Genomic DNA, 18,761 nt, shown 5'->3' with positions numbered 1-18,761 from the left:
CCTTATCTTTCCCTTCCTCATTTCTGTCGCAGCGCCCGGTCGATCGCCTTCTGCGCGATCGGCACCATCACGGCATAGCCATTGTCAAGCGGATGCACGCCGTCCTGCGTGTAGGCGGCGGTCATCAGGCCGTTTCGGTCCACCATCGCGCTATGATAATCCGCGAACACATGGCCATGCTGCGCACAAAAAGCGCGCAGCCACTGGTTGAGTGCGACCAGTTCGGCGGGCTTGCGTTCCGCCACCACATCCTTGGCGGCGTCGCTATAGTTGTTGACCGGCAGGATCGATCCGAACACGACCTTGATATGATGAGCGGTGGCGATATCGGCCATCGCTTCCCAATTGGCCTCGATCTGGTCGGGTGTTTCCTGTTGCAGGAAGCCCTGCACGTCATTGATGCCAGACAGGATCACCACGACCTTCGGCTTCAGCGCCACGACATCCTGATGGAAGCGCAGCAGCATCTGCGCCGTCACCTGACTGCCGATGCCGCGATTGACATAGGGCTTGCCGGGGAAGCTGGCGGCGAGGTTCCAGCGATCGGTGATGGAATCGCCCAGGAACACGACACGCTGTTCGTCCGGTTTCGGCGCGGGCAGGGCGGCATTGGCGGGCGCGTAAAGATAGCGTTCGCCGAAATCCTGCATCAGGCTGGGCACCAGCTTCGCGCGGAACGGGCCAAGCCATGGCCCCCAGTCCTTCTCTGCCACGGTGCGGCGCTCGGGCGAGCTTTGATAGTCGCCCGGCGCGGCCTGCGCCGCACCTGCTGTCAGCAGGAACAGGACAGGCAGCATATATTTCATGCCGGGATCAGCCCGTGTTTCGTGGCGAACGTCGTCAGCAGGTCCGGCCAGGCCGATGCCTGCATCGTGCGGGGCAGGCGCGTGCCGAACCCATGGCCGCCATCCTCGAAAATATGCAGCGCGACCGGGCGTTTCGCCGCTTCCATCGCCTGAAACAGCGCGATGCTGTTGGCGGGCGGGACCAGTCCGTCGTCGCTCGCATGGACCAGAAAGACGGGTGGCGTGGCGGCATCGACCCGCAGTTCGACCGACCGGTTGCGGCGCGCCTGCGCATCGGCGCCTTCGCCCAGCAGATTGTCACGCGATCCTTCATGGGTGAAGGGTGCGTCGAGGCTGACCACGGGATAGATCAGCGCCGCCAGATCGGGCCGGGCCGTTTCGCGATCGGCGGCGTCGACGGGATCATAGACCTGCTCGCCATGGCGTGTCGCGAGCGATCCCGCCAGATGGCCGCCGGCCGAAAAGCCGAGCACGCCGATCCGATCCTTTGCGACACCGAGTTGGACAGCTTTGGCGCGTATCAGGCGCATGGCGCGCTGGGCATCCTGAAGCGGCACATCCTCCCGTCGCTTCCAGCCTTCTCCGGGCAGGCGATAGAGCAGGATGAAGGCGGTGATGCCGCGCGCATTCAGCCATGCCGCCTGACTGGTGCCTTCATTGTCATAGGACAGGAAGCCATAGCCGCCGCCGGGCACCACCAGCATCGCCGCGCCATTGGGGCGGGCAGGGCGGCGCACGACCAAAATGGGACGGTCGATGCCGGTCACAAAGCGATCGGGCCTGGCCGGGTCTTTGGACTGATCGTCGATCTTGCGGACGATGCGCGCGCCCGTGCCGCCGGGCGGGGTGCCGGGCCACAGGTCGATAATCTCGTCCGCTGCCGTGATCTGCGCCCCGGCAAGGCTGGGCAGGGCGGCCAGTCCGGCGGCGGCAATCAGCGCGGCGCGGCGGTCGATGGCGGTCATTGTCCATTCTCCATGGGGCGCGGCGGGATAGCCATGAACGGCGACATGGCGGTGCCGATCGCTGCGGCGGCGCTGCGCAGCATGACGTTGCAATCGTCCATGCTCACCCGGTTGGCCGCGCCATCGACAAAGGGCATGGTCAGCGCGGCGCGCGCCACGCCGCCAACCAGGATCGGCGCGGACAGATCGGTAATGCCGGTCAGCATCGGGCTGGGCGAAACGGCGCCACCCGTCGCCACGGCAGCATCCAGTCTGGCGATCAGTTCTGCCTCGTCGAAGGGGGCGCCGGTTGCGCGAATATCCTCCAGCATGGCCGCCCGCGCTTCGGGCGACTGGAAGGCGAGCAGGATGCGACCCGAATTGGACCGGAACAGCGGGCGACGATAACCGACGCGCACGGCGAAGCCCGACAGGCCCGGCGCTTCGATCGCGATGATGACGACCATTTCCGCGCCGGATACGACACCCAGATGGCAACTCTGGCCAGCCTTGCGCGCCAGATCCTGCATCAGCGGCAGGGCGGTGGAGGCGAGGTCGCGGATGGGCGGCTGGCTCATGCCCAGGGCGAAGAGCCGATTGGTCAGGCGATAGCCTTCTTCCGCCCGGGCGATATAGCCATGCTCTTCCAGCACTTGCAGCATGCGAAATATTTCACTGACCGACCGGCCGAGGGCCGTCGATATGTCAGACATGATAAGCGGCTCGGTCGCACCGGCGAGAAGCTCCAATATTTCCAGGCCCTTCGTCAGCGCGGGGGCTTGATAGCGCGTCTTCCCAGTCATTTTCCTCCCCCGAATTTATAGGCCTCTGGCTGTCGCAACCGACTGCATGGACAGCGCTTCCTAAGCGTAATCCACATGTGAAATCAATTTTTATATTTCATAATCGGAAATGTGGGAGTAATAGGGCGGCGTCTTGGTACCGCTCCCAAACGCGGCTCAGGACATGAAAGGGAAATATTTCGGCCAGTTTGCGGCCGCGAATCGAGTGAGCGCTCCGATCGGGAGCCAGGGAGAGGAAGGGTTTCATGACCAAGATGATTTACACGCCGCGTCGCGCCGTGCTGCTGGCCGGCATTTCGATCGCCAGTCTGACGCTGGGCGTCAGCGCCCATGCGCAGGATGCGACCTGCCCCGATCAGGCCACGGCCGCAGTCGATGACGGCGACATCGTTGTCACCGGCGTCCGCGCCAGCCTGTCGAGCGCGCAGGCGATCAAGCGCAACAGCGACGTGATCGTCGATTCCATCGTAGCCGAAGATATTGGCAAGTTGCCCGACCGCAACGTGGCTGAAGCTCTTCAGCGCATCACCGGTGTCCAGATCCAGCGTCAATATGGCGAAGGCAGCTCGGTCGCGATCCGCGGCCTGACGCAGGTCCGCACCGAACTCAACGGCCGCGACATCTTCACCGCTTCAGGCGCGAACCAGCTCAATCTGGAAGATATCCCGTCCGAACTGCTGGCGGGCATCGACGTCTATAAGAATCCGTCGGCCGACCTGATCGAGGACCAGCTTTCGGGCACGATCAATTTCCGCACTCGCAAGCCGTTCGACTATGACGGGCTGAAGGTGGCTGCCTCGTTCACGCAGAGCTATTTCGACCTGGTCGACAAGTTCAAGCCGTCGGCGTCGCTGATGGTCAGCGATCGCTGGGACACCGGCATCGGCGAAATCGGCATCCTTGCGAGCGTTTCATTCCAGAAGACCGCTTTCCGTCAGGACACGATCTCGACCGAGCCTTTCTACACGCTCAATCAGTCGGTCGATGCGGACGGTAATCCCGTTTCGCCGGTCGATTATGCGACCGCCGTCCAACTCGGCCGTCTTGGCCAGACCACGACCCTGCCGCACGGCACCGGCATCGGCGAAGTCTATGGTGATCGCCGCCGTCTGGGCACCGATATCGCGCTTCAGTGGCGCCCCAGCGATACGCTGGAACTGACGACCGAAGTCTTCCGTTCGGATTACAAATTCCGTTTCGACGATTACAGCTTCTTCGCCTACAGTTCGGGCGCTTCGATCACGCCTCAGCCGGGCGCGGCGTTCACCTATGCCGATAATGGCGATTTCCAGAGCGGCACCTTCATCAACGTGCCAGTCGGCAACAATACCAGCGCCCAGACCCGTCATTCGACCACGACGGACTATTCGCTCAACTTGAAGTGGAAGCCGACGAGCAACCTGACCGTCACCGCCGACGGCCAATATGTCGATGCGAAGACCAAGAATCTGCGCTCGATCTTTGGTCTGAACGGCGTTGCCGACACGCTCTATCAGGATATTTCGGGGTCGGTTCCGGTCGTGAATATCGGTTCGGCCACCGGCCTCGCCAACGCCTCGACCTACACCAGCGCCTTCTATCTCGACAATCTCAACGAGTCGAAGGCGTCGGACAAGACCGCGCGTCTGGACGCCGAATATCGCTTTGACGCCGGCATCCTGTCGTCGATCAAGGCGGGCCTGCGCTATGCCGATCGCAAGAACCGCACGATCGACACCGGCTATCGCTATACCGGCCTGTCGGGCATTCCGAGCGAGCTGGAAACGGTTGACCTCGGCGACTTCTTCCGTGGCGACGCGGATCTGTTCGGCAACATCATCGCCTTCAACCGTGGCATCATCCGCAACTATCAGAATACGCTCGATACGCTGGGCATCGCCAGCGCGCCGGCCTATACCCAGAGCGGCACGAACGCACAGCGGCAGAAGACGTTCACCGGATATGCCACCGCTTTCTTCAAGGCCGATCCGGTGGACGGCAATATCGGCGTTCGCGTGATCCGCACCAATCTCGACGTGTCGGGCTATTATCAGCAGACCCCGATCGTGCTGGACGAGAATGGCAATGAAGTCAGCGGTCCGACGGTGTTCAACCCGATCGCGGTGTCGCAGGATTATACCTCGGTCCTGCCGAGCCTGAACCTGCGCGTGCACCTGACCGATAATCTGCAAGTGCGTTTCGCCGCGGCGAAGAATATCTCGCGTCCCAACTTCACGCAGCTGAACCCCAGCCTGACCATCAGCGAGCCGGGTGAAGCCCAGCAGGACCAGATCCATACGGCCAATGGCGGCAACCCGTATCTCAAGCCGATGAAGTCGGACAATCTGGACGCCACGCTGGAATGGTATTTCTCGCGGACCGGATCGCTGACGGCAGCGGCCTTCTACAAGAATATCAAGAACTACATCCAGACCGCCGTGTCCTATCGCGACGTGACCTTCGACAATGGCAACAGCTATGAATATGAAGTCACGTCCTACAATAATGTCGCCAAGGGCAAGGTGAAGGGTTTCGAACTGGCCTATCAGCAGTTCTTCGACTTCCTGCCTGGTCCGTTCGACGGCCTCGGCATGCAGGCGAACTTCACCTATGTGGACTCGCAGGCGCCGTCGCCGGCCACGTCCGGTCCGGTCACCAACGTCCCGCTCGAACTGCTGTCGAAATATAATTATAATATCATCGGCATTTACGAGAAGGGCGACCTGTCGGCGCGCGTCGCCTATAACTGGCGCAGCAAATATGTCGTGACGACGGCGGGCAACGGCACCGGCACCCTGCCGATCTTCAACAAGCCCTTCGGCCAGCTCGACGCATCCGTCACCTATAATGTGACGGAGAAATTCGGGATCACGCTGGACGGCACGAACCTGACCAACACCCGCCGCGCGACCTATTTCGGGATCGACAGCCGTCCGCGCGACGTCGTCGTCAATGATCGTCGCATCAACCTGACCGCCCGCATCTCCTATTGATCCGCGGTGCGGGCGTTCATAGCGTCCCTCCCCTGGCAGACCGGACCCATAAAGGGCCGGTCTGCCTTCTTGGGTAGAAGAGAGGAGAGCCTGATGCACATGCCTGGAGCCAGCGTCGAACGGAGCGACCACGAACGGAGCAGCCGCGCGGCGATGGTGCTGATCACGGGCCTCTTCTTCCTGTGGGGCGTGGCGAATAATCTGAACGACGTGCTGATCGCGCATTTCCGGCACGTCTTTTCCCTGACGGATTTTCAGTCGGGGCTGGTCCAGTCGGCCTTTTATCTGGGCTATTTCTGCTTCGCCATTCCCGCCGCGCTGGTGGCGGAACGGCTGGGTTACAAGGCGACGGTGATCCTGGGCCTGCTGCTGTTCGGCGGCGGTGCCTTGCTGTTCCTGCCGGCCTCAAGCCAGCTCAGCTATGGCTTCTTCCTTTTCGCGCTGTTCGTGATTGCCAGTGGCCTTGCCTTTCTGGAGACGGCGGCCAATCCGATGGTCGCGGTGATGGGCTCTGCGGACAGGTCCGCGCAGCGGCTCAATCTGGCGCAGGCCTTCAACCCGCTGGGGTCGATCGCGGGCGTGGCGCTTGGCGCGACCCTGATCCTGTCCGACGCGCCACAGCAAGGTGCGGCCGGGGCGGCGGCGGTGCGCTTGCCCTATCTTGCCATCGCGATCGTCGTGCTGGGCTGGGCGGTGGTGCTCGCCTTCACACGCTTTCCGCGCGCCGCCACACAGGCGGAGCGCAATAGCGGCCCCGCGCTGGCGGGCTATGGCGCGTTGCTGCGGCGGCCCCGCTATCTGGCCGGAGTGGTCGCGCAATTTTTCTATGTCGGCGCGCAGGTCGGCATCTGGAGCTATCTGATCCGTTATGCCGAACATGTGATGCCGGGCATCGGCGCGCAGAAGGCGGCCTGGCTGCTGACCCTGTCGCTGGCGCTGTTCATGATCGGCCGCTTCGTGGGCGCGGCGCTGCTGGCGAAGGTCGATGGCGCGCGGCTGATGGCGCTTTTTGCAGGCATCAATATCGCTTTGTCGCTGCTGGCGGTGGCGGGCGGGCTTGTCGGCCTTGTCGCGCTGGTCGCGACCAGCTTCTTCATGTCGATCATGTACCCCACCATCTTCGCGCTGTCGCTGCGCGATCTTGGCCCGCTGACCAAGGCGGGGGCATCGATGATCGTCATGGCGATTATCGGCGGCGCCGTGCTGACCATGGCGATGGGGCTGCTGTCCGACATCAGCGGCACGATCCGCATGGCGATGCTGGTGCCCGCCTTCTGTTTCGCCATCGTCGCCCTCTATGCCCGCGCCGCGCGCCGGGAAGGAACCGCATGATCCCATTTCCCACCCTTGGCATGGGCACAGCGCCCATCGGCAATCTCTATCGCGTGGTGAGCGATGCGGAGGCGCGCGCCACGCTGGACGCCGCCTGGGATGCGGGCATCCGTTACTATGACAGCGCCCCCCATTATGGCTTTGGCCTGGCCGAACGGCGGCTGGGCACGATGCTGGCGGCGCGTGATCCGGCGGGTGAAGCTGTGGTGTCGACCAAGGTCGGGCGCCTGCTGGTTCCGACCGACGCGCAGGGCGAGAGGCATGGCTTTGTCGATGCCGATCCGTTCGAGCCGGTCTTCGACTATGGCTATGACGCCATATTGCACGCCTTCGACGGCAGCCGGGCGCGATTGGGGCGCGACCGGATCGACCTGTTGCTGGCGCATGATCTGGGCCGGGTGACGCATGGCGATGCGCATGCCGATCATCTGCGCGCCTTCCTGAACGGCGGCTATCGGGCGATGCGCGATTTGCGCGATGCGGGCGCTATCGGCGCGATCGGCATCGGCGTGAATGAAGTCGCGATCTGCGACGAACTGCTCGATCATGTGGAACTGGACATGATCCTGCTGGCGGGGCGTTATACCTTGCTGGATCGCAGCGCGGAACGACTGCTGGCGCGTTGCGCGGAACTGGGCGTGCGGGTGATCGTCGGCGGTCCCTATAATAGCGGCATATTGGCCCGCGACCTGAAAGGTCCGCTGCATTTCGACTATGCCGCGCCCAGCGCGGAGATCCTGGGCAAGGCGCAGCGCCTGTCCGACGCCTGCGGGCAATATGATGTCCCGCTGCCTGCCGCCGCGCTGCAATTCCCGCTGCGCCATCCGGCGGTCGTCAGCGTCATCCCCGGTCTGGTCGGCGCCGATCAGGTGGCCGACACGATGGCGCGGCTGGCGGTGCCGCTGCCCGATGCGCTCTGGCCTGCGCTCGACGCTTCCTTGAAAGAGACGTCCATGCTTCAGGATGATGCGCGGCTGATCCTGCTGCATCCTGACGACAATGTCCTCATCTGCGTCCGCGCGATCGAGGCTGGCGATATCCTGCCATCATCGGGTGGCACCATCCCGGCGCGCGAGGGCATCGCCATCGGCCACAAGGTCGCCCGCACGGCCCTGCGCGCCGGGGACAAGATCATCAAATATGGCGCACCCATCGGATCGATGACCGCCGATGCCGCCACCGGCGACTGGGTCCATATGCACAATATGAAGAGCGACTATATCAGCAGCCATACCCGGACCGCGCTGGAGCCGGGGGCATGATCCGCGCCTGGCAGAGGCAGGATGGGCGCAAGGGCATCCGCAATGTCGTGGCGGTCGCCTATCTGGTGGAATGCGCGCATCATGTCGCGCGGCGCATCGTCGACAAGGCCGACGATCCCGATGTCCAGTTGATCGGCTTTCCCGGCTGCTATCCCAACGCCTATGCCGCCAAGGTGATGGAGGCGATCGCCACCCATCCCAATGTCGGCGGGCTGGTGATCGTGTCGCTGGGTTGCGAGAGCTTCAACCGTGAGCGCTTGCTGGCGATGACGCGGGCGAGCGGGCGGCCAGCCGAACTGCTGGTGATCCAGGAGGTAGGCGGCACGGCGGCGACGATCGCGGCGGGGCTGGAGGCAGTTACGCGCGTGCGCGCCGCCATCGCGGATGTGCCGCGCGTTGATATGGGCGTCGAGGAACTGGTGGTGGGCACCATCTGCGGCGGGTCGGACGGGACCAGCGGCATTACCGCCAATCCCGCGGTGGGGCGCGCCTTCGACCGACTCGTGGCGGACGGCGCGGCCTGCATCTTCGAGGAGACGGGTGAACTGGTCGGTTGCGAGACGATCATGGCGGATCGTGCCCGCACGCCCGAACTGGCGGTCGCGATCGAGGAGTGCGTGCAGAAGGCCGAACGCTACTACACCATCATGGGCTTTGGCAGCTTCGCGCCGGGCAATGCGGAGGGCGGCCTGACGACGCAGGAGGAAAAGTCGATGGGGGCCTACTCCAAATCCGGCTCCTCCACGATCGACGGCATATTGAAGCCGGGCGACGTGCCACCGACGGGCGGCCTCTATCTGCTGGACGTGGTGCCCGATGGCGAGCCGCGCTTCGGCTTCCCCAACATCTCCGACAATGCCGAGATCGTCGAACTGATCGCGTGCGGCGCGCATCTGACGCTCTTCACCACCGGGCGCGGATCGGTGGTGGGGTCGGCGATTTCGCCGGTCATCAAAATCTGCGCCAATCCCGACACCGGCCGCCGTCTGGCCGCCGACATGGACGTCAATGCCGGGCGCATCCTGGAAGGCGAGGCAACGCTGGAACAGGTCGGCACGGAGATATACGACAAGGTGCTCGCCGTCGCGGCGGGGACACGCAGCATTTCAGAATCCCTTGGCCATCAGGAGTTTATTTTGACCTATAAGGCTTTCGATCCCATCGGCCCCGAATGTCTGCCGACGAGGGCGCGCGCATGAGCGGGCGGCTGGAGGGCAAGGCCGCGCTGATCACGGCGGCGGCGCGCGGCATTGGCCGGGCCACGGCGCAGCGTTTCGTGGCAGAGGGCGCGCGGGTGATCGCGACCGATCGGGATTTCGATGCGCTTGAAGGTCTGGATGGCTGCGAACTGCGCGCGCTCGACGCGACCGATGGCGCGGCGGTGCGGGCGCTGGCGGCGGAGGTCGGCCCGATCGACATTCTCGCCAATATCGCGGGCGTGGTTCATGCGGGCAACATCCTGGAATGCAGCCAAGAAGACTGGGACTTCGCCCTCTCGCTCAACATGACCGCCATGTATCACACGATCCGCGCTTTCCTGCCCGCCATGGTGGAGAAGGGCGCAGGGTCGATCGTCAACATGTCCTCCATCGCCAGTTCGGTGAAGGGCATCCCCAATCGCTTCGCCTATGGCGCGAGCAAGGCGGGCGTCATCGGTCTGACCAAGGCAGTGGCCGCCGATTTCGTGGGGCAGGGGGTGCGTTGCAACTGCATCTGCCCCGGCACGATCGACACGCCATCGCTGCAACAGCGGCTGCACGATACGGGCGATTATGAGGCCGCGCAGGCCGCCTTCGTCTCGCGTCAGCCCATGGGTCGGCTCGGCCGGGCGGAGGAGATTGCCAATCTCGTCCTCTATCTCGCCAGCGATGAAGCCGCCTTCACCACCGGGGCGGTCCATGTGATCGACGGCGGCTGGGTCAATTGATGCGGCATGTCCTGCTGATCGATCTGGCCGACGATGCGGAGGCCATCGCCCATTATGAGGCATGGCACGCATCGGGCGCGCTGCCCCCGGCGATCGGCGCCAGCATCCGCGCGGCTGATATTAGCGCGATGGAAATCTATCGCAGCGGCAACCGCCTTGTCATGCTGATGGAAACCGGCCCGGCTTTCGATCCGGCGGCCAAGGCGGCGGCGGATGCGGCCGATCCGGCGGTGCAGGCCTGGGAAGCGCAGATGGACGGCGTCCAGCACCCGCTGCCCTGGGCCGTGCCCGGCGCCAAATGGACCGAAACGACCCGCATCTTCTCCCTCGACGAACAGCCCTGAAAGGCACCTTCATGACCCTTGCCCGGCTCCTGCTCGCCGCTACTCTTTTGTCTGCGACACCCGTTCTCGCGCAAAGCGATGTCCCCCATCTTGAAACCAAGGCGGGCCGCCATGCCCTGATCGTGGATGGCGCCCCCTTCCTGATGCTAGGCGGACAGGTCAACAACAGCAGCAACTATGCCGCCCCGCTGGAAAAGGTCTGGGCGACGCTCGACCGGATCGGCGCCAACACGGTCGAAGTGCCGATCGCCTGGGAGCAACTGGAACCGAAGGAAGGCACGTTCGACTATAGCTTCGTCCAGACCCTGCTCGAAGAAGCGCGCAAGCATGACAAGCGGATCGTGCTGCTGTGGTTCGGCGCGTGGAAGAATACGGGCCTGGCCTATACCCCCGACTGGGTGAAGCTCGACAATCGCCGTTTCCCCCGCATGAAGACGAAGGACGGCAAGGATCATGGCGTCCTGTCCCCCCATGGCGCGGCCACGCTGGAGGCGGACAAGCGCGCCTTCCTGAAGCTGATGGCCTATATTCGCGATCATGACGCCCAGAATACGGTCATCATGGTGCAGCCGGAAAATGAGGTCGGCAGCTACAAGAACCCGCGCGATTACAGCGCTGCCGCGCAGAAGCTGTTCGACGGGCCGGTGCCCGCCACGCTGACGAAGGCGATGAAGAAGCCCGGCGGCACATGGGCCGGCGTCTTCGGCGATCAGGCCGACCGCGCCTTCAACACATGGTATACCGCCCGCTATATCGAGGCGCTGGCGGCAGAGGGCAAGGCGATCAAGCCGCTGCCCATGTATGTGAACGCATCGCTGGGCGATCCCTTTGCCAAGCCCGATCCCATGGCGCTGTCGAGCGGCGGGCCGCAGGGCGACGTCATCGATATCTGGAAGGCGGCGGCCCCCTCCATCGATATCGCCGCGCCCGACATTTATGATCGCGCCAGCCGCAACGTATTCAAGCATCTCGACCTCTATGCCCGGCCGGACAATGCGCTGATGGTGCCGGAAATCGGCAATGCCCGCGAATATGCCCGCTATTTCTGGGCGACGCTGGGGCGCGGGGCGATCGGCTTCTCGCCCTTCGGCATGGATGACACCGATTATTTCAACTATCCGCTGGGCGCCAAGAGCTTCGACGATGCGACGCTCCATGCCTTCGGCCAGAAATATCGTATCCTGGCCGCCGCACCCTGGGCCAAGATCGCCTTCGACCATCCGGTCTGGGGCGCGGCCAAGCCCGATGACGGCACGCCGCTCAGCAACAGCATGGGCGACTGGACGATCACGGCCAGCTTTGGCCAGTGGCAGTTCGGCCAGCGCGAATGGTTCCCCAAGGCGGACCTGCCCGCCTGGGCGACCGAACCGACCGGCGGCATGGTGGTGGCGCAATTGTCCGCCAATGAATTCCTCTTCACCGGCGACCATGTCCGCGTGGAATTTGCCCCGAAGGAAGGCAGCGCGCCGGGCGGCATGATCGTCAAGGTGGAGGAAGGCCATTTCGACAAGGGGGCTTGGGTCATGGACCGCATCTGGAATGGCGACCAGACCGATTATGGCCTGAACCTGATCGACAAGCCGGTCTGGATCAAGGTGACGATGGGGCGGTATCGTTGAGGGATAATCGGCATTCAGCCCTGGCGGGCTGCAAATGGCGGATTTCCGCGCTTCCGGTGCTCACGTACTTTTAGTACGCTGCGCTCCGGGTCGCGAAAATCCACCATTTTCGCTCCGCCATCATCTGAATGGCGATTGCCCCTGCGGGCGAGCCTTTCGAGCAGTCTGAGTTTAATCAGGATCACACAATCCCCGTTCGGGCTGAGCCTGTCGAAGCCCCGTTCTTTCTTTTCGGCATTGAAGAGAAGAACAGCCCTTCGACAGGCTCAGGGCGAACGGCTTGTTCTTGATATATTTGCTATAAGTTTGCAGTCCATGCGAGGGGCGGTCCGGGGCAATCGGATCGCCCCTTTTGCTGTGGCGGCGGTGGACATAGGCTCGATTAAAGAACATAAAGAGAACAAATTGAGCGAATCGAGATATGGCAGGCAGTATTTCCCCTTGGGGCGGCCGTTCGGCGGGACGGGACACGCCACTGGCGCAAGCGTCGATGCCGGCGCTGGCGCGGGGGCAATTGCATGAAATCCATGCGCAGGGCGCGGACTGGGCGGCAGCGCTGGCCTTCGCGCTGGCCATGGGGGAAAAGGCGCCGGACGGGGCGATCTTCGCGTTGCGCACGCCGCGTCGGCATCGCCTGCCCATGGTTTTTTCCGGGGACGGGCTGGCGCTGCTGGGCATTCGGCCCGACCGACTGACGATCGTCGAGGCAGGCAATGAGAAGGACATGCTGCGCGCGGGGCTGGAGGCGGCCCGCTGCGGCGGCGTGGGAACCGTGCTGATGGAAAGCGAGGGGCGCTTTGCCGATTATGACCTGACCGCCAGTCGCCGACTGGTGCTGGCGGCGGAAGCCTCGCGCGCCTGCTTGCTGCTGCTGCGCGGGGACGCGGAACCCCGGTCGAGCGGGGCGCAGACGCGCTGGTCGATCCGCTGCGCACCGTCGCAGGCATGGGAGGCGGAGGCGCCGGGCTGGCCGGCGGTCGACGCCGAACTGCTCCGCTATCGCGGCGGTCCCGCCGGGGGACGCTGGCGGCTGATGTGGGACGAGGATGATGGACGATTTCGGGATGCAGCCCGGCCCCAGACGGTGCCTGGCGCTGTGGTTCCCCTTTCTCGCCTGCGAACGGGCGCGGATGGGGATGCCCGGCGACAGGTCGCCTGAGCCTTCCGCGCCTGAAGCCTTCGCATTAGTGGCGCGGGTCGGCAATGCGCTGCGGCTGGCGGCGGTGGATCGGCTGGCGCTGGCGCAGGGGCTGGCGGCAGGCATGACGCTGGCCGATGCACGGGCGCGCTGCCCGGCGCTTGTCACTGTACCCGCCGATCCGGATGCGGATGCGCGCGCACTGGACCGGCTTCTGGAGGGGATGCGGCGTTTCACGCCGATGGTCGCGCTCGATCCGCCCGACGGGCTGGTGCTGGACATCAGCGGGTGCGACCATCTGTTCGGTGGCGAGGATGCGCTGGCCGATGCCGCGCGGCGGCAGGCGGGCTTTGCCAGCCGCCATGGCTTTGGTCCCAATGCCATGGCGGCGCGGGCGCTGGCGCGGCATGGCAGCGCAGGCGCGGAAGTACCGATGCTCCCCGTTGCGGCGCTCGATCTGGATGAGGGCGCGCTGGCGGCGCTGCGCCGGGCGGGGTTGCGCACGATCGGCGATCTGGCGCGCCGGCCGATGGGGATGATCGCCGCGCGCTTCGGCGAACAGGCCGTCACCCGGCTGCGGCAGATCATGGGCGAAGCGCCCAGCCCGATCGCCCCGCGCCGCCCACAGGCGCCGATCCGCGCCGACGCTCGCTTTCCCGAACCGATCGCCCGCACCGACGATATGATGGACGTGATCGAACATTTGCTGGCGCAGGTCGCACGGCAGATGGAGGCGCGTCGGCTGGGCGGGCGGCGCTTCGTCGTCCAGCTGGTGCGCAGCGATGGCGCGCGGCAGGGGCTGATGATCGAGACGGGCCAGCCGGTGCGTGATCCCGCCGCCGTGCTGCGCCTGCTGCGTGAGCGGATCGATACGATGGCCGATCCGCTCGATCCCGGTTTCGGCTTCGATTCCGTGCATCTGGCGGTGCCCTGGACGGAGGCGCTGGTCGAACGCCAGCCGACATTGCAGGGCGAAGCGCAGGCGCGGGGGGAGGCGGATGTCATCGCCCTGATCGACCGGCTGGGCATCCGCCTCGGTCCCGATCGGGTGCGGCGGCTGGAGCCATGCGATCGGCATCTGCCCGAAATGGCGCAACATCTGGTCCCGGCGGCGCGCGCCTCCACCCTCGACTGGCCGATGGATAAGGACCAGCCGCCCCGGCCGCTGCTGCTGTTCGATCCGCCGCAAAGCGTCGACGTGATCGCCGGCGTGCCCGATGGCCCGCCGCAGCGCTTCCGCTGGCGCGGCGCATTGCATGAGGTGCGGCTGGCCGAGGGGCCGGAACGGATCGCGGCCGAATGGTGGCGACGGCGCGAGGGGCATCAGCCCGGCGGCGCGGGGCGGACGCGCGACTATTACCGGATCGAGGATGGCGATGGCCGCCGTTACTGGATGTTCCGCCACGGCCTGTTCGGGCAGGAAACGGATATCCACTGGTATCTGCACGGCCTGTTCGCATGAGCGCGCCGCCCTTTGCCGAACTCGTCGCCGCGACCAATTTCAGTTTCCTGCACGGCGCATCGCACCCGCGCGACATGGTGGTGCAAGCGGCGCATCTGGGCATGACGGGCCTGGGCATCGCCGATCGCAACAGCGTGGCGGGGGTAGTGCGGGCGCATCAGGCGATGAAGGATCTGGGCGTCCTGACCGGGGGGATGCGCCTGATCGTCGGCGCACGGCTGGTCTTTGCGGACGGCACGCCGGATATCGTCGCCTATCCCATGACCCGCTTCGGCTGGGGGCGGCTGACCCGGTTGCTGACATTGGGCAATCGCCGCGCGATCAAGGGGGAATGCGAACTGCGCCTGTCCGACCTGATCGATCATGCGCAGGAGATGGCGCTGATCGCGATGGATGGCGACGCGGCTTTGCTCACGATATTGCGCGACCTGACCCCGCATCTCTGGCTCGCCGCGACCATGGGGCGGGCCGGGCGCGACGCGCGGATGCTGGCGAAGCGCATGGCGCTGGCGGCGCAGTGTGGCGTGCCGCTGATCGCCACCAATGATGCGCTTTATGCAGAGGCACACGACCGGCCGATGCAGGATATCCTGACCTGCATCCGCGAAGGGCTGAGCGTGCAGACCGCTGGCCGTCGCCTCGCCATCAATGCCGAGCGGCATCTGAAAGACCCGGCCGAAATGGCGCGGCTCTTCTCGGCCTGTCCGCAGGCGATTGCCGCGACGCAGGATCTGCTCGCCTGCATCACCTTCACGCTCGATCACCTCGTCTATGAATATCCGCATGAGCCGGTGCCGGAGGGCTGGGCGCCGCAGGACTGGCTGGAGCATCTGGTGCAGGAGAAGGCGCAGGCGCGCTTTCCCGACGGCCTGCCGCCGCGCTATCACGAGGTGCTGGACGAGGAATATCGCCTGATCCGGGACAAGAATTACGCCTATTATTTCCTGACCGTCCACGACATCGTCGCCTATGCCCGCAGCCTCGATCCGCCGATCCTGTGTCAGGGGCGTGGGTCTGCTGCCAATTCGCTGGTCTGCTATCTGCTGGGCGTCACACCGATCGACCCGGTCGAACAGAAACTGCTCTTCTCCCGCTTCCTCTCGGAAAATCGCGAGGAGCCGCCCGATATCGACGTCGATTTCGAACATGAGCGGCGCGAGGAGGTGATGCAATATATCTACCGACGCTATGGTCGCGAGCGGGCGGGTATCGCCGCGACCGTCATCCGATATCGCCAGCGCAGCGCGATACGTGAAGTCGGCAAGGCGCTGGGCCTGACCGAGGATGTGACCGCGCGCCTCTCCGGCACCGTCTGGGGCAGTTGGGGCGGGGAGGAAGTGCCCGAAAGCCGGGTGAGCGAAGCGGGCTTCGATCCTGCCAATCCCGAACTCGCCCGGCTGCGCGACATGGCGAGCCGACTGCTCGAATATCCGCGTCACCTTTCGCAGCATGTCGGCGGCTTCGTGCTCAGCCATGGGCGGCTCGACGAACTGGTGCCGATCCACAATGCCGCCATGCCCGATCGCACCTTCATCGAATGGGACAAGGATGATCTCGATACGCTGCGCCTGATGAAGGTCGATGTGCTGGCGCTGGGCATGCTGACCGCGATCCGCAAGAGTTTCGACCTGATGCGCCTGCACGATCTTGGCGACCTGATGCTGGACCGGGTGCCGGTGGAAGACGCGGCGACCTATGCCATGCTCCAGACGGGCGACAGCATCGGCACCTTCCAGGTCGAAAGCCGGGCGCAGATCGCCATGCTGCCCCGGATGAAGCCGAAAGAGTTGTACGACCTCGTCATTCAGGTAGCGATCGTGCGGCCCGGACCGATCCAGGGCGGCATGGTGCATCCTTATCTGCGGCGGCGGGCAGGGGAAGAGGCGCATGATTATCCGGGGCCGCCGGGCGATCCGTTCGAACTCAGGGACGTATTGGAAAAGACGTTGGGCGTCCCCCTGTTTCAGGAGCAGGCGATGAACCTGGCCATCACCGCCGCCAAATTCACGCCTGCCGAAGCGGATGGCCTGCGCCGTTCCATGGCGACTTTCCGCAATCGCGGGGACATGCACAAATGGCATGAAAAATTCACAGGCGGCATGGTGCGGCGCGGCTATCCGCCCGATTTCGCCGAACGCTGTTTCGAACAGATCAAGGGTTTCGGCGAATATGGCTTTCCCGAAAGCCATGCGCAGGCGTTCGGCTGGCTCGCCTATGTCTCCTCCTGGTTGAAATGCCATTATCCCGCCGTCTTCACCTGCGCCCTGCTCAACAGCCAGCCGATGGGCTTCTACGCCCCGGCGCAACTGGTCCGCGACGCGCAGCAGCATGGGGTGGAGGTGCGGCCGATCGATGTGCAGGCGAGCGACTGGCATAGCAGTCTGGAGGGGGAGTGTATCCTGCGCCTTGGCCTCAAGCAGGTGGACGGTTTTCGCGAGGAATGGGCGAAGGCGCTGGTGGCGGCACGGGGCGATGCGCCGATCCGCGACATGGAGGATCTGGCGCGCCGGGCGGGCATGCCGGCCCGCGCGTTGCACCTGTTGGCCGATGCCGATGCGCTGCGGTCGATCGGGCAGAACCGGCGCGAGGCGGGATGGGAAGCGCGGCGCGTGCCGCCTGCGCAATTGCCGCTCTTCGCGGCGCAGGATTTGCCCGAACTCGGCAAGGAAGCGGACGCGGCGCTACCCGCCATGCCTTTGGCGGAGGAAGTGGCGATCGACTATGTGACCCACCGCCTGTCGCTGAAGGGCCATCCGATGCAATTTCTGCGTGCCCGTTTCGCACGCGCCGGGGCGATCGACTGCGCGGCGGTCAATGCGGCGAAGGATGGCGCGAAGGTCCGGGTGGCGGGCGTGGTGCTGACCCGCCAGCGGCCGGGGAAGGGCAATGCGGTCTTCATCACGATCGAGGATGAAAGCGGCATCGTCAACGCGCTGCTCTGGGCACGCGACATGGAAAAACAACGCCGCGCGGTGATGGCCGCCCGGCTGATGCTGATCGACGGCGAAGTCCAGCGCAGCAAGGAAAATGTCGTCCACCTGATCGTCGACCGCGTGACCGACGCCAGCGCCGCGCTGGACGGCCTGCACCATCCCCTGGCGCGCGGTGACGAAGTGACGCATCCGGGGCAACCACGCGGCAGGCCGTCATCACATCGGCATCCCCGCGATGTGCGGATATTGCCCCGATCGCGGGATTTTCATTGAGTGCACGAGACTTTGGATGTGCTGGAATCGATGGTTTCGCGCTATTCCCCTCCCGTTTGCGGGAGGGGCAGGGAGACTTGCGCGCGGAGCGCGTTAGTCGCAGCGAGGTAGGCTGTTGCACCGTCCAGCCCATCCCCTAACCCCCTCCCGCAGGCGGGAGGGGGAGCAGTCCGCCTCACCGCTTCGTAGCGAACCAGATCACATGGCGCGGGCCTTTGCCATTGTCTCGGGCCTTGACCGCGACTTCCTCGACCAGAAAGCCCGCATTATTGAGCCGCCGGGTGAAAGCGTCGTCCGATCCCGCCGACCACACCGCCAATATGCCGCCCGGCTTCAGCGCGGCCTTGGCCGTTTGCAGCCCCGCCCGCGAATAGAGCCGGTCGTTCGCTGCCGCCGTCAGCCCGTCCGGCCCATTGTCGACGTCCAGCAGGATCGCGTCATAGGCGCCATGCCCCGCCTCGATCACCGGCACCACATCCTCGATCAACAGATGCACGCGCGGATCGTCCAGGCATCCGGCCATCAGGTCCACCATCGGCCCGCGCGCCCATTCGATGATCTTGGGCACCAGTTCGGCGACCGTCACCTTCGCCGCCTTGTCCAGCACGCCCAAAGCCGCGCGCAGGGTAAAGCCCATGCCATAGCCACCGATCAGAATATGCGGCGCCTTGCGCCCCCGCAACCGCTCGATCGTCATCAGCGCCAGCTGCTTTTCGGAGCCGCTCATCCGGCTGCTCATCAATTCGTTTCGGTCGAGCACGATCATATGATCGGCGCCGCGCCGATAGAGTTTCAGTTCCTGGCCGCCGGGCACCTGCGCCGAATCCAGATATTCGCGGGGGATCATGTCACGTCCTTCCATTCAGCGCACAACTTGCCGCGCGGCACGCGCATGGCAGCTTGGCTTCCGTCGCGCAAATGCTACAGGCAGCAGCAATTCCCTTTC

At 64.8% G+C, this 18,761-nt stretch carries 14 protein-coding genes; 10 read left to right on the top strand and 4 right to left on the bottom strand.

The window, feature by feature from the left end; translation table 11 throughout:
* Positions 1-17 precede the first annotated feature (17 nt).
* The 3 genes from BMX92_RS03865 to BMX92_RS03855 are packed head-to-tail and all read right to left on the bottom strand — an operon-like array spanning position 18 to position 2,553.
* Complete coding sequence (locus BMX92_RS03865) at positions 18-806, bottom strand: GDSL-type esterase/lipase family protein (RefSeq protein WP_093012135.1); 789 nt, start codon at positions 804-806, stop codon at positions 18-20.
* On the bottom strand, positions 803-1,771 hold the full coding sequence (locus BMX92_RS03860) for an alpha/beta hydrolase (protein ID WP_093012132.1): 969 nt from the start codon (positions 1,769-1,771) through the stop codon (positions 803-805). The genes BMX92_RS03865 and BMX92_RS03860 overlap by 4 nt, the downstream gene beginning before the upstream one ends.
* Entirely contained in the window at positions 1,768-2,553 is a 786-nt protein-coding gene (locus BMX92_RS03855) for an IclR family transcriptional regulator (RefSeq protein WP_093012129.1), read from the bottom strand. Before BMX92_RS03855 ends, BMX92_RS03860 begins: the two co-directional genes overlap by 4 nt.
* Positions 2,554-2,798: 245 nt before the next feature.
* Here BMX92_RS03855 and BMX92_RS03850 point away from each other — a divergent pair, with 245 nt between their 5' ends.
* The 10 genes from BMX92_RS03850 (at position 2,799) to BMX92_RS03805 (ending at position 17,815) form a co-directional block, all read left to right on the top strand.
* A complete protein-coding gene (locus BMX92_RS03850) occupies positions 2,799-5,525 on the top strand; it encodes a TonB-dependent receptor (protein ID WP_093012126.1) in 2,727 nt (908 codons plus the stop codon).
* A 99-nt stretch (positions 5,526-5,624) separates the two neighbouring features.
* Positions 5,625-6,857 (top strand): L-fucose:H+ symporter permease, encoded by a 1,233-nt coding sequence (gene fucP, locus BMX92_RS03845; protein WP_256213274.1) that lies wholly within the window; start codon positions 5,625-5,627, stop codon positions 6,855-6,857.
* Positions 6,854-8,119: an aldo/keto reductase gene (locus tag BMX92_RS03840; RefSeq protein ID WP_093012123.1), complete on the top strand. Its 1,266-nt coding sequence runs from the start codon at positions 6,854-6,856 to the stop codon at positions 8,117-8,119. The genes fucP and BMX92_RS03840 overlap by 4 nt, the downstream gene beginning before the upstream one ends.
* The gene (locus BMX92_RS03835) at positions 8,116-9,318 is read left to right on the top strand and encodes a UxaA family hydrolase (RefSeq protein ID WP_093012120.1); all 1,203 of its coding nucleotides are present in this window, start codon (positions 8,116-8,118) and stop codon (positions 9,316-9,318) included. Before BMX92_RS03840 ends, BMX92_RS03835 begins: the two co-directional genes overlap by 4 nt.
* Positions 9,291-10,046: an SDR family oxidoreductase gene (locus BMX92_RS03830; RefSeq protein ID WP_093012117.1), complete on the top strand. Its 756-nt coding sequence runs from the start codon at positions 9,291-9,293 to the stop codon at positions 10,044-10,046. Before BMX92_RS03835 ends, BMX92_RS03830 begins: the two co-directional genes overlap by 28 nt.
* Positions 10,046-10,390 carry an L-rhamnose mutarotase gene (locus tag BMX92_RS03825; protein ID WP_093012114.1) on the top strand — a complete coding sequence of 115 codons (345 nt, stop codon included), beginning with the start codon at positions 10,046-10,048 and terminating at the stop codon, positions 10,388-10,390. The genes BMX92_RS03830 and BMX92_RS03825 overlap by 1 nt, the downstream gene beginning before the upstream one ends.
* An 11-nt stretch (positions 10,391-10,401) precedes the next feature.
* Positions 10,402-12,009: a DUF5597 domain-containing protein gene (locus tag BMX92_RS03820; protein ID WP_093012111.1), complete on the top strand. Its 1,608-nt coding sequence runs from the start codon at positions 10,402-10,404 to the stop codon at positions 12,007-12,009.
* Between the two features lie 421 nt (positions 12,010-12,430).
* Entirely contained in the window at positions 12,431-13,168 is a 738-nt protein-coding gene (locus BMX92_RS03815) for an ImuA family protein (protein ID WP_143066720.1), read from the top strand.
* A complete protein-coding gene (locus BMX92_RS03810) occupies positions 13,146-14,609 on the top strand; it encodes a Y-family DNA polymerase (protein ID WP_371262274.1) in 1,464 nt (487 codons plus the stop codon). The genes BMX92_RS03815 and BMX92_RS03810 overlap by 23 nt, the downstream gene beginning before the upstream one ends.
* Positions 14,606-17,815, top strand: coding sequence for an error-prone DNA polymerase (locus BMX92_RS03805; protein WP_093012102.1), 3,210 nt, complete (start codon positions 14,606-14,608; stop codon positions 17,813-17,815). The genes BMX92_RS03810 and BMX92_RS03805 overlap by 4 nt, the downstream gene beginning before the upstream one ends.
* A gap of 175 nt (positions 17,816-17,990) precedes the next feature.
* On the opposite strand, the gene BMX92_RS03800 is transcribed toward BMX92_RS03805, so the two are convergent.
* Positions 17,991-18,662 carry a spermidine synthase gene (locus BMX92_RS03800; protein WP_093012611.1) on the bottom strand — a complete coding sequence of 224 codons (672 nt, stop codon included), beginning with the start codon at positions 18,660-18,662 and terminating at the stop codon, positions 17,991-17,993.
* Positions 18,663-18,761 lie beyond the last annotated feature (99 nt).

The sequence above is a fragment of the Sphingobium sp. YR768 genome (assembly GCF_900111125.1).
GTDB lineage: Bacteria > Pseudomonadota > Alphaproteobacteria > Sphingomonadales > Sphingomonadaceae > Sphingobium.
The sequence above is the reverse complement of the archived record's forward strand: the minus strand, read 5'-3'. Positions and strand labels throughout refer to the sequence as shown.

Coding starts and splice junctions, on each gene's coding strand:
- BMX92_RS03865 (WP_093012135.1), bottom strand. CDS start 806: ATGAAATATATGCTGCCTGTCCTGTTCCTGCTGACAGCAGGTGCGGCG.
- BMX92_RS03860 (WP_093012132.1), bottom strand. CDS start 1,771: ATGACCGCCATCGACCGCCGCGCCGCGCTGATTGCCGCCGCCGGACTG.
- BMX92_RS03855 (WP_093012129.1), bottom strand. CDS start 2,553: ATGACTGGGAAGACGCGCTATCAAGCCCCCGCGCTGACGAAGGGCCTG.
- BMX92_RS03850 (WP_093012126.1), top strand. CDS start 2,799: ATGACCAAGATGATTTACACGCCGCGTCGCGCCGTGCTGCTGGCCGGC.
- fucP (WP_256213274.1), top strand. CDS start 5,625: ATGCCTGGAGCCAGCGTCGAACGGAGCGACCACGAACGGAGCAGCCGC.
- BMX92_RS03840 (WP_093012123.1), top strand. CDS start 6,854: ATGATCCCATTTCCCACCCTTGGCATGGGCACAGCGCCCATCGGCAAT.
- BMX92_RS03835 (WP_093012120.1), top strand. CDS start 8,116: ATGATCCGCGCCTGGCAGAGGCAGGATGGGCGCAAGGGCATCCGCAAT.
- BMX92_RS03830 (WP_093012117.1), top strand. CDS start 9,291: ATGTCTGCCGACGAGGGCGCGCGCATGAGCGGGCGGCTGGAGGGCAAG.
- BMX92_RS03825 (WP_093012114.1), top strand. CDS start 10,046: ATGCGGCATGTCCTGCTGATCGATCTGGCCGACGATGCGGAGGCCATC.
- BMX92_RS03820 (WP_093012111.1), top strand. CDS start 10,402: ATGACCCTTGCCCGGCTCCTGCTCGCCGCTACTCTTTTGTCTGCGACA.
- BMX92_RS03815 (WP_143066720.1), top strand. CDS start 12,431: ATGGCAGGCAGTATTTCCCCTTGGGGCGGCCGTTCGGCGGGACGGGAC.
- BMX92_RS03810 (WP_371262274.1), top strand. CDS start 13,146: ATGCCCGGCGACAGGTCGCCTGAGCCTTCCGCGCCTGAAGCCTTCGCA.
- BMX92_RS03805 (WP_093012102.1), top strand. CDS start 14,606: ATGAGCGCGCCGCCCTTTGCCGAACTCGTCGCCGCGACCAATTTCAGT.
- BMX92_RS03800 (WP_093012611.1), bottom strand. CDS start 18,662: ATGATCCCCCGCGAATATCTGGATTCGGCGCAGGTGCCCGGCGGCCAG.